The following is a 10360-nucleotide window of genomic DNA, read 5'->3' on the forward strand; positions in this document are numbered from 1 at the left end:
ATATTATTTTACCCCTCAGAACGAAAAATTGTGCTTACTTGCAATAAAAATCTCATTTTTTCGTTTTGGGGTGTTATAAAATCTTGAAGTTGATGGGCATAGGGTGGGACCCAAAACAGTACGATTTTATTTCAAAGACACAACGATTTTACTACACACTTTTTATTTATCCCACACTCTCATCTGCTAGTATTACTATTTTTTATTACTAATGTTGCCGTTTCACTCGGATGGCTAAGAGGAAAATGATGGCCATATGGAACAAAATCAACCTTACCAAGATGCGATGGAGCAGAATAGGCTCTGTCATAATCCCCCCAAATAATGTGAAGATTATACTTTGTTACTTCATTGAAATCACCTTGATCGTTTTTCAGTAGTAAACTGTTAAGCTGAACCGTAGTATTTAAAATTCTAGGAGAAGTAAAACTGTTACTTATCTTTTCAATATAATGTTCAGGGATGCTCTCCATACTTTCAAACAAACCATTACTTAATAAATAACGCTCTATCAAATTAGTAGTTGCTAATTTTAATGTCCATTTGTTCATAAATTGAGGAACATTTAGTGATTTAGCATTTTTTTTAGCAACAGGTGGCTGAAGTAAAGTGATTGCATACTTCTTATCTATGTACTCTTGTACCAATGCTTCCAGAAGAATAAACGCACCGAATGAATGGCCAATTAGATGTGCACCATTCGTAGCTTTCTTCAATAACTTTTTCACTACATTCAAATAGATATCTAGAAGATTTTTCTCTCGTTTAAAAGGAGAACGTCCCAAACCTGGAAGATCCAAGATCCATATAGGTTGACCAGTTTTTTCATGAAGCTCTTGTGCTAAAGGAAATAAATCTTCTCCATCACTCAATAAACCATGTAATAAAATAAACGGTTTACCCTCTCCTTGTAATTGGTAAAGGGTAGTGTTATCGCATAATGTTCGTTTAAATAAATGATTATGCTGGCCATTTTGATACATCATTCGATAATCCAGATCAGCTACTACGGCAGGCAAAAATTTTATTACACTCGTCTTCTTAAACCAATCTCCTCCCATAATTTTTTTCGCTGAAACATTTGGGAAATTTTGTTTTGTAATAAAATTCAATCCATCAGAAGGAATTTTTGTTATTTTACTTACTCCACTATTCATAATTGCTTTCATAAGTGGCATTGGAACAGAGATTTTTGGTGCCCTCATATTCATACTTTCCGACATAATATTTAATAATTCAGCAATGTTCTGATCGTACTGTTTGTCTTCAACAAGTGTATATGTTTGAATAGTCGGTTGCTCCAATCTGAAAACCTGCATAATAAACTTCGCAAGCTCATCGTTTGAAATAAGTGGTAACCTATATCCCTTACCTCCAGGAATCATTGGCATGAGCCCTCTTCGCATACTCATCACAAGCAAACCTAATCCTGCTATCTGCTCTGTACTCCCTGTTTTACTACTACCGACTACAGTTGGCGGATTAATTACAGAAAGCGGATAACCTACTGCGGATGCCTGCTGACGGATATAGAGATCTGCTAAAAATTTTGTTCTCTCATATGGATTTTTTATTTTTAAATAATTGTTTCCTTCTGTAAACACATCAATTGCAATCTTGCTATTTTTATCATCAAAGGGACTCATATAACCTACAACATGAATAAATTGTTGCAAGCCCTTCAATTGATGAATACTTTTAGCTAATTCACTAATATGTTTGGCGCCATTTAAAAATACGGAAGCTGCCTCTTTACTTGTCGCTTGAATATCCATGGGGCCTCCTGCGTGAATAATCACATCCGTTTTCAATACCCTCTCCTTATCTTCAGCACTTAGACCTAAATCTATTTTCGTCAAATCACCTTCAATAAAGTGCATAACTTTCTTTTTTAAGCTGCCTCTTTCTTGAAAAAGGCGTATTGCTTTACTTTTCGACCTTACTAAAAGAAGAATTTTAACATCCTCTTTGGCTAATTCTTTCACTAATTGCTTTCCAATAAAGCCTGTTCCACCAGTTAAAAATACTGTTCTCATATAAAATCCCCTTTGTAGTACTAATTAGTACTAATTTGATGTAAAAAAAAAGCTTCTTTTATCGAAGCAATTTAAAAAAATGATCTGCTGTTTTCGTGATTACAGTTGCATCTTTCAATGTTTCTGAAATAAATAACGCTCCCTCAAGATTTGTAATAAAAAGTGATGCAACCTCATCAATATGAATCGTATTTCTGAATTCTCCATTCTCTACCCCTTGTTTAAGTAATAGAGAAACTTTCTCTTGTAATCCTGTAAAAAAAAGACCTATTTTTTCTTTTATTTGCGTGGCCTGTGTAGGACTTTGAATATAAAGAGTAATAAATGGACAGCTCCCCTTATACTCTCTCGACTGAACTCCTTGTGATAATTGCTTTAAAAACAGTTGGATACGATCTTCAACTAAAAATTGGTTCTGAGAAAGTACGTTATCAATTGCAGATTGATACATTTCAATCCAATAATCAACGACCCCTTCTAATAATTGTTCCTTATTAGAAAAGTGATAATACACATTAGACTTTGAAACTTTGCTTACACGTACTAATTCATCCATACTTGTATAAGCAAACCCTTTTTCTAAAAATAATGTTGCAGCTACTTCAATCACGCGTTTTTGATTCATTAATTTTACCTTTGTCATAACTAGAACTATATAGTACTAATTTAAATATTGCAAGTATTTATGTTAATTTTTAAAAAATTTCCACTAACATTGATTTTACTGCAAAAAAAATCTTATTTTGAATAAAGTTGAACTGAACCCCGAAATTGTTAATTTACTATCGTCTAATAGGGGTCACCATATACGCCCATCAACTTAAGAAAAAGAAATGCCCCCAAAACGAAAAAATGAGCAGCTTCTCAGAATAACTATCTGTAGAGAAAGAAAATTTTAATTTAGGGGGATATGAAAATATTAGCTTGATGATGATGGGGTAGTACCAACGAGTCGCTTAGAATTGTAAATCTGTCTTTTCATAATCCTACTCCATAAAGAAAAGACACCCTAAAGTGCCTTTTATCGATTTGAATTATTTATTGTATGTAGTTCATATTCGTTAGCATAAAACTCTTTTATTAGTTTTATTTCATTCGTATCTGGATTAAACTTAAATATTTTAATTTGATTAGATTCGTCTTTGTATGCAAATGTATACTCACCAACTTGGGTCATATTGCTGGTATTTAAGATAGGATCGCTACCGTGATCAGTAATTTCCACAGTTTTCTCACGATCCCAAAACGCGATGACAATAATCAAAATGATGAGGTATACACGTATGAAACGTAGTTCTCTTGCAACAGGATGTTCCATCTGTTAGTTTCCTTTACTGTTTGATAGAGTCTGTTTATAAAAGAGATAATTGCAATGAATATAAATAAAAAAGACACCGTAAAGTGTCTTTTTTATTTTAGTTATGCGCATTACTTAATAAGACGCTAGTTCCTCAGTCTGGCTATGAGTAACTATGTAGGGTAATTCTATTATAACATTTTAACCAGTAATGGGTCTATATGGAATTTTATTGATTTTCTTTTTGATTATTCAGAATGACTTACCAAGTATTTGGATGAGGAAAGCAGTGAGACAGAAGCGACTAAACTTGTTTTAGAAGAGTGTCTTCTTTTTTGTATCATTGTGAGTAAAGTGTAGAGTTATATTTCCCTTTACACGAAGATAACGGTATACTATAGTTAAGTAAACTTAACTATTAAGCGAAACGAAATGAAAGCATGGAGGAATAACGCTATGACTAGAACTTATAAAGAAGTAATTAATGAAATGAACCGAGCTTATAATGAATTCTACATTTTACTATTTCAGGAGTTAAAAGATGAGTTCGGTCTTACAGGACAGCAAGAGAGCATGCTATTTCATATTAATTTAAATGAAAACACGACAGCAAATCACATTGCGACTACCTTTAATGTATCCAAAAGTGCCGTTAGCCAAGTTTTATCGAAATTGGAGAAACAGAAGATGATTTCAAAACAAGTAAACCCTAATAATAAAAGGGAGTATTTTCTTACACTTGGTCCAAACGGTAGTAAGTATATAGAGCGGTTGTCTGAGTTAGATGATGTATTAATTGAGAAATACTTTTCTAAAATCGATATAAATGCCCTAGAGCAAATGACAGAGACGTTAACGAAAATAAATAAAGTGATATTGGAAGAAAAGCAGAAAGATCTTGATTGTAATGAGTAAGAACTTAGATGAAGCAATTAGTAGAAAGGAGGGGAAGCATGTGATGAGTTACATACCAAATATGATTACGATAGCAAATTTTGTGTGTGGGCTTTTGGCTATTCATGCTGTTTTCGTTGACGATATGTACGGTGCAGTTATGTTCATTATTACAGGTATGGTCCTTGATTTGTTTGATGGCATGGTCGCTCGGAAACTTGATTCTGTTTCAGAAATTGGTGGAGAGTTGGACTCATTTGCGGATTTAGTTACTTTTGGTGTGGCACCATCTATTCTTGCATATAATGCCTCGTTAAAAGATTTGCAGTCTATCGGGATGATATGCGCGCTCGCTTATAGTATTTGCGGAATGCTTCGGCTTGCGAGATTTAACACACAGCAAAGCAAACTCCCGACATTTATCGGAATGCCGATTCCATTCGCGGCAATGTGTCTCCTTATTTTATGTTTTTTAAAGAATCCAGTTTCCGTGGCGTTTGGTACATGCGTACTCGCTTATTTAATGGTGAGCAAAATCAAATTCCCTCATTTAAAAAAAGATATAGCTGAAAGCTTGAAGCTTGGAAGATTGGATTGATGATACGGAACTACAATGAGAAAGATAAAGGAGAATAACATGATTCGTATGGCATTAAGATCATTCAACATACAAATGTATTGTTTGCTAGGCGTAATGTTATTGGGATGGCTCGTGACACCTTTTTCAGCCCAGTTTGTCGGGATAAGCATTGGCCTTTTGGTGAGTATGTACTGCGCCTGGATTTTAGGAAGGCGTATTGAAAAGTTCGGAGATAGCATTGTAAAAAAAGAAAAAGCACCGATGCTCGGAATGATAAATCGGTTCGCAGCGGCAATACTTGGCGCGATTATTATGTATGAAATTGAACATCATGAATTCATGTGGACATTTGCAGCTGGAATTATGGGTGGGTATTTCTTGATTATTATTAATTTGGGGTATTACAGTATGAGGGATGCGAAGGAATAGAGTGAAAACTAAGTTTAAGCATACTGTTGCCTAACAATGAATAGCGGATTATTAAGAAGAGCAATAATTAAACCCAACATAAGATTTAAGAAAAATTTTATATTTACCCCACTTTTTATTTTAAAAGTTTTTCCTATCCTATAAACAAGTTACATCAAGGAGGAGACTGAAAATGAAGAAGTGGGGATTTTATATTTTTAATATATTCCCTATATTCGAAGACAAAGTAGAAGATTAAATATATGAACAAAGTACCAGTTCTTGAACTATGTTCTAAAATAATAGATGAAAATGTAAAGTTAGGGGATTCCACATGCATACAGGAGTTTTGATGAGTTATTTATATACTTATTTTTTTACTATTATGTTTTGTATTATGTTTCAAATTGGATTTTATTTTAAAGCGAAAAGAAACATATCTATTCGGCATTTTCTATGGGTATATATTTTTCTATTCTATCTTTCGCTAGTGTATAAGGTGACGCAGATTGCGACTGTATGGGATATAAGTAGATATGAAACGTGGATTCGTGTAAATCAAATCAATTTGACTCTATTTGATACGGCGGGTAGTACTACGTATCTTTTGAACATCGTACTGTTTATGCCATTAGGTTTTTTATTGCCGACTATTTGGCCGCAGTTTAAAAAAATGAAAAACACCGTATGCGCGGGATTCTTTTTTTCATTGGCAATTGAGTTAAATCAATTACTAAATAATAGAATTACAGATATTGATGATTTATTTACGAACACCCTCGGGGCGATTATTGGGTATTTATTATATAGCGTTTTATTTAAAATGATATGTAAAAGAGATGAAAAAAAGTTTGATACGAATTCTTCTCTAGTCATAAAATACGAGGCTGTTTTTTGTTTAGTGTGTTCATTTGTAGGTGCGATGTTAATTTATTATCCAGCTTTATTTGGAAGACCTGTAATTATTCAGTGAGGTGATTAAGAATTTCTTGTTAACGCCTGTACGATATTTCAATTTGCAAAAAGCCTTTAACACGTTATAGTTAAAGGCTTTTATCATCATAATTTTTACTTACCAATTACCCACTCTAACATCCGCCTTCAACCACTTCACCCAATCCAAGTCCTCTACTTTAAGCAAACTAAGCGAAACACCCTTCATATCTAAAGAAGTCAACAGCGTACCAACCTTTACGAATGTAACTTGCAATCCTTCAAGTTCACACAAACGGCGAATGTCGTTTGCGAAAATGTATTGTTCCATTAATGGTGTCGCACCGAGTCCGTTAATAAGGATGGCGAAGTTGTCGCCTTTTCTCCAGCGATAAATGCTTTTTAGTTTGTTCATCAGTTCAATCGCTAATATTTCAGAAGAGGACAGCGATTCTTTGCGGTAACCTTTTTCACCGTGAATACCGACGCCGTAAAAGACTTCATCTTCGTTTAATGTGAATGAAGCTTGTCCTTTCACTGGATCGTTGGCAGGTGAAAGGGCGACTCCTAATGTGTGTAAGTTTTCAGTGATAGAACGGCCGAGTGCAGTCAGTTCTTCTAAAGAATGTCCTTCAAGAGCGGCTGCACCAAGTATTTTTTGAATGAAAACAGTACCAGCGACGCCGCGTCTTCTTTTATTAAAGGAAACATCATCTTCAATTGAAACGTCGTCATTTACGATGATGTGGTCAATTTTTCTTCCTTCTTCTTTAGCAATTTGCTTTGCCGCTAGAAAGTTTTCAACGTCATCTTTAAAGTTTTTAATGATGAATAAAATACTTTTATCTTTCGGCATAAGGCGAGTTGCCATTATAATTTGTTCTACTGTAGGCGGAGTGAAAATGCTGCCGTTTACGGCCGCTGTAAGCATTCCTTTTCCTACATAGCCAATATCAGCAGGCTCATGTCCGCTACCACCGCCGCTTATAATAGCGACGTCTTGCTTCATTTTTTGGATATCTTTTACATAAATGATGTTATGTGTTTCGTTGTAATTTACTTTGTCATTATGTTCAAAATAAAAGCCATGCAGCATATCTTGAACGATATTTTGTACATCATTCATAATCTTTTTCATTGCTTTTGCCACCCTTTAATTACTTTGCTGATTGCTCCAGTAATAGTAGTAATTGATTGTTTATCATATTTTTCATGAGAGAAGACATAATGGAAGGATCTACTTCGCATTTGCTTTCAATCCAATCTTTTATCGTTCCGACGAAGCCGTGACTATAAAAGGAGGCAATCGTATTTTTTGTCTCATCAGAAAGGCTGAATCCACAGCTCACAGATAATTCATCAATAATCTTCATATATAAGTTTTTCGTATGCTCAAATAAATAGTGATTAAACGAGTTTTGTTCAATAACTTTAAAAGCATTTCGGTAAAACTTTTGATTTTCATAAAAGTAATCAAATAATAAATCAAAAATGTTTTCCCACGTTTCATAGTCAAGAAAATCGATAATGTTCTCTTTCGTTTCTTCTCTATAAATCCAGCTTAATAGTTCAAATTTATCTTTAAAATGATAATAAAAAGTTTGCCTACGCATTTGACAGTGTAACATAATATCGCTCACTGATATTTTATGAAACGACTCTGTTTCCATTAAATACTTCAATGAGTTCGCGATTATCTTTTTAGAAATTATAGAAGAGGTCATCTCAATCATCCCTAGAATGTTAGTAATATGAAAATCCTACCCATAAATGAGAACGGTGTCTTTAGACAGATTGTCCATTTTGTCCGTTTACTATAAAACGCTTTCATTTTAACATGGATAGTAAGAAGAAGATTTCAAATATATCACAATATATTAAAGGAATTGAGGGATAATCACAATGAAAAAGATTATAAACAAACCAGAAACATTAGTAATGGAAATGTGTAACGGAATGGTTATGGCTCACCCAGAGCTTGAACTTTTGAAAAAATATAAAGTTATTAAGAAGAAAGAAATGAACGAAAACAAAGTAACGTTAATTAGTGGCGGCGGTAGTGGCCATGAGCCGGCACATGCAGGATTAGTCGGAAAAGGAATGTTAGATGCGGCGGTGTGCGGAGATGTTTTTGCTTCTCCTTCACAAATTCAGGTATATCAAGCAATTAAAGAAACAGCTAGTAAAAAAGGAACGTTATTAATTATTAAAAATTACAGCGGCGATATTATGAATTTCAAAAACGGAGCTCATTTAGCGACGGAAGATGGAATTGAAGTCGACTACGTAAAAGTGGACGATGATATTGCGGTAGAAGATAGTCTGTATACAGTAGGACGCCGCGGCGTTGCAGGAGTTATTTTAGTTCATAAAATTGCCGGCGCAGCAGCGGAAGCAGGGATGGATTTAGGAGCGGTGAAAGCTGTAGCGGAAAAAGCAGCTGCTAACGTGCGCACAATCGGTTTAGCATTAACTTCTTGTACCGTTCCAGCGAGTGGATCACCTACTTTCACACTTGCGGAAGATGAAATGGAATACGGCGTAGGTATTCACGGCGAACCAGGAATTAAACGTGAAAAAATGTTGTCAGCAGATGAACTAGCGAACCGTATGACAAACGATCTTGTAAAAGATTTAGGAGTAAAAGAAGGCGAAGAAATTGCACTTCTAGTTAACGGTTTTGGCGGAACACCACTGCAAGAGCTCTACTTATTTAACAACGCAGTTACGAGAGAACTAGCTGCAAGAAACATTAAAATTAATAGAGTATTTGTCGGTAACTATATGACGAGTATTGATATGGCTGGTATGTCTTTAACGGTAATGAAGTTAGATGAAGAGCTAAAAACATTACTATCAAAAGAATGTAATACACCCGCGTTTAAAGTAGACGGTCCAGTTGAAAGTGTAGAGTATGTAAATGTACTGGAAGAGACCGAAGAGAAGGAAGTTTCCTTTGAACTAGAAACTGCGGAAGAACACGCTGTTATTAAAAATAATGTCATTACATTAAACAACATGATTTATCTCGTTGATAAAATGAGCGATATTATTATTAAAAATGAAGTACCGTTCTGTGAGCTAGATACGCATGCTGGTGACGGCGACTTCGGAATGAGTGTAGCAAAAGGATTTAAGCAATTAAAACGTGAGTGGCATTCGATTGTAGATCAAGAGAACGTAACGATCGGATTATTCCTTGACGGTTGTTCTATGATTATTATGGAACATTGCGGCGGCGCTTCTGGTCCAATTTGGGGCGGAGCATTCCGCGCAGCTAGTAAAGCAGCAGGCGAGAAGCGTGAGTTAACAGTGAAAGAATTCGCTGAAATGTTGCAAGCAGCACTTCAAGGTATACAATCTATCGGAGAAAGATCATTTGGTAGAGGAGCGGTAGTTGGTGACAAAACACTTGTTGACGCGCTTGCTCCATGTGTAGATTCTTGGTTAGATAGCGCTTCAAACGAAGAAGACATGAAAACTGCTTTTGAAAAAGGAGCAGAAGCAGCAGTTAAAGGAGCGGAGTATACGAAAGAAATCGTAGCTCGCATGGGCCGCGCCGGTACAGTTGGTGAAAGAAGCTTAGGCTATCCAGATGCAGGTGCACATGCACTTGGAGTTATCTTTATGGAGATTGCGGGTAGTTTGAAATAGGAATGAGAAAATCCCCTCTGCCTTAAGGTGGAGGGGTTTTTATATAATTGATTGATATATAGTTTCGTTAGATGTTTTCTCTGTAAAGATATGTATGTTTATAAATACTAAGATAATAGTTTTAAAAGAAGCAACGTGAGTTCCTATAAATAGGGAGTTTAGGTTGTTTAATTGTGTTTTGGAAAATTTCTCAATTGATAAAAAGTACTTCAAAAGGAATAAATTAATAATGGAAGATATGAAGGAACGGGAAAAAAAGATAGAAAAGAAGTTAGAGCTAAGGGATGATAATCTTATGAAGATGGTCAGGGAGATTCAAGATGCTAAACGTACTATTGTATCAGCTCAGGAAGAAATAGCGACAGCCAAGTTTAAGAAGAAGTCTTGGTGGATGTTTTGGAAATGAGTATCATTTTTTAATTAATACAAGTAAAAGAGACCTTATAGTGGTCATCTCCCTGTCAAGTAGACAGTAATAAAAAGAGTATTATGCCACGGCCTTTTCCCGATATTCTATCGGGGAAAGGCCGTGAAGTTTTTCTTGGAATCTTTCTGTAT

The 10360-nt window shown here is 35.1% G+C and carries 11 protein-coding genes and 1 pseudogene; 6 read left to right on the forward strand and 6 right to left on the reverse strand.

Translation table 11 applies throughout. The features are described 5' to 3' along the window. Positions 1 to 179 precede the first annotated feature (179 nt). The 3 genes from MR143_RS18565 to MR143_RS18575 all read right to left on the reverse strand — a co-directional run bounded on the left by MR143_RS18565 (position 180) and on the right by MR143_RS18575 (position 3354). The gene (locus tag MR143_RS18565; protein ID WP_242280888.1) at positions 180 to 2036 is read right to left on the reverse strand and encodes an alpha/beta fold hydrolase; all 1857 of its coding nucleotides are present in this window, start codon (positions 2034 to 2036) and stop codon (positions 180 to 182) included. A gap of 58 nt (positions 2037 to 2094) precedes the next feature. Then, positions 2095 to 2661: a TetR/AcrR family transcriptional regulator gene (locus MR143_RS18570; protein ID WP_001072305.1), complete on the reverse strand. Its 567-nt coding sequence runs from the start codon at positions 2659 to 2661 to the stop codon at positions 2095 to 2097. A 396-nt stretch (positions 2662 to 3057) separates the two neighbouring features. Next, the gene (locus MR143_RS18575; RefSeq protein WP_000400974.1) at positions 3058 to 3354 is read right to left on the reverse strand and encodes a YmzC family protein; all 297 of its coding nucleotides are present in this window, start codon (positions 3352 to 3354) and stop codon (positions 3058 to 3060) included. A 435-nt stretch (positions 3355 to 3789) separates the two neighbouring features. On the opposite strand from MR143_RS18575, the gene MR143_RS18580 reads away from it, so the two are divergent. From MR143_RS18580 to MR143_RS18595, 4 genes are all read left to right on the forward strand, one after another. Then, positions 3790 to 4248 (forward strand): MarR family winged helix-turn-helix transcriptional regulator, encoded by a 459-nt coding sequence (locus MR143_RS18580; protein ID WP_000198943.1) that lies wholly within the window; start codon positions 3790 to 3792, stop codon positions 4246 to 4248. Next, a complete protein-coding gene (pssA, locus tag MR143_RS18585) occupies positions 4241 to 4825 on the forward strand; it encodes a CDP-diacylglycerol--serine O-phosphatidyltransferase (protein ID WP_000042027.1) in 585 nt (194 codons plus the stop codon). Before MR143_RS18580 ends, pssA begins: the two co-directional genes overlap by 8 nt. A gap of 39 nt (positions 4826 to 4864) precedes the next feature. Continuing rightward, positions 4865 to 5236, forward strand: a complete 372-nt coding sequence (locus MR143_RS18590) for an ATP synthase subunit I (RefSeq protein ID WP_000620605.1) — start codon at positions 4865 to 4867, stop codon at positions 5234 to 5236. 313 nt (positions 5237 to 5549) lie between these two features. Further along, positions 5550 to 6188, forward strand: a complete 639-nt coding sequence (locus tag MR143_RS18595; protein WP_000556870.1) for a VanZ family protein — start codon at positions 5550 to 5552, stop codon at positions 6186 to 6188. 99 nt (positions 6189 to 6287) lie between these two features. Here the strand turns inward: MR143_RS18595 and dhaQ are convergent, their stop codons facing one another. Continuing rightward, positions 6288 to 7286, reverse strand: coding sequence for a DhaKLM operon coactivator DhaQ (dhaQ, locus tag MR143_RS18600; RefSeq protein ID WP_000723380.1), 999 nt, complete (start codon positions 7284 to 7286; stop codon positions 6288 to 6290). 19 nt (positions 7287 to 7305) lie between these two features. After that, positions 7306 to 7872: a dihydroxyacetone kinase transcriptional activator DhaS gene (dhaS, locus tag MR143_RS18605; protein ID WP_000204220.1), complete on the reverse strand. Its 567-nt coding sequence runs from the start codon at positions 7870 to 7872 to the stop codon at positions 7306 to 7308. Positions 7873 to 8050: 178 nt separating this feature from the next. Between dhaS and dhaK the strand changes: the two genes are divergently transcribed. Together dhaK and MR143_RS18615 are read left to right on the forward strand one after the other, a co-directional pair. Further along, on the forward strand, positions 8051 to 9802 hold the full coding sequence (gene dhaK, locus MR143_RS18610; protein ID WP_000720745.1) for a dihydroxyacetone kinase subunit DhaK: 1752 nt from the start codon (positions 8051 to 8053) through the stop codon (positions 9800 to 9802). A gap of 211 nt (positions 9803 to 10013) precedes the next feature. After that, positions 10014 to 10208, forward strand: a pseudogene (locus MR143_RS18615) (DUF3967 domain-containing protein); the annotation flags it as partial. A gap of 81 nt (positions 10209 to 10289) precedes the next feature. Here MR143_RS18615 and MR143_RS33465 read toward each other — a convergent pair. Continuing rightward, positions 10290 to 10360, reverse strand: a 71-nt coding sequence (locus MR143_RS33465; protein ID WP_325782447.1) for an IS3 family transposase, incomplete at its 5' end; no start/stop codon positions are given.

It is taken from the genome of Bacillus cereus group sp. BfR-BA-01347, assembly GCF_022663835.1.
GTDB lineage: Bacteria > Bacillota > Bacilli > Bacillales > Bacillaceae_G > Bacillus_A > Bacillus_A thuringiensis_K.

Excerpts from the sequence above, each read along its gene's own strand:
- MR143_RS18580 (WP_000198943.1), top strand. The coding sequence starts at position 3,790 with ATGACTAGAACTTATAAAGAAGTAATTAATGAAATGAACCGAGCTTAT.
- dhaQ (WP_000723380.1), bottom strand. The coding sequence starts at position 7,286 with ATGAAAAAGATTATGAATGATGTACAAAATATCGTTCAAGATATGCTG.
- MR143_RS18595 (WP_000556870.1), top strand. The coding sequence starts at position 5,550 with ATGCATACAGGAGTTTTGATGAGTTATTTATATACTTATTTTTTTACT.
- dhaS (WP_000204220.1), bottom strand. The coding sequence starts at position 7,872 with ATGACCTCTTCTATAATTTCTAAAAAGATAATCGCGAACTCATTGAAG.
- dhaK (WP_000720745.1), top strand. The coding sequence starts at position 8,051 with ATGAAAAAGATTATAAACAAACCAGAAACATTAGTAATGGAAATGTGT.
- pssA (WP_000042027.1), top strand. The coding sequence starts at position 4,241 with ATGAGTAAGAACTTAGATGAAGCAATTAGTAGAAAGGAGGGGAAGCAT.
- MR143_RS18575 (WP_000400974.1), bottom strand. The coding sequence starts at position 3,354 with ATGGAACATCCTGTTGCAAGAGAACTACGTTTCATACGTGTATACCTC.
- MR143_RS18565 (WP_242280888.1), bottom strand. The coding sequence starts at position 2,036 with ATGAGAACAGTATTTTTAACTGGTGGAACAGGCTTTATTGGAAAGCAA.
- MR143_RS18590 (WP_000620605.1), top strand. The coding sequence starts at position 4,865 with ATGATTCGTATGGCATTAAGATCATTCAACATACAAATGTATTGTTTG.
- MR143_RS18570 (WP_001072305.1), bottom strand. The coding sequence starts at position 2,661 with ATGAATCAAAAACGCGTGATTGAAGTAGCTGCAACATTATTTTTAGAA.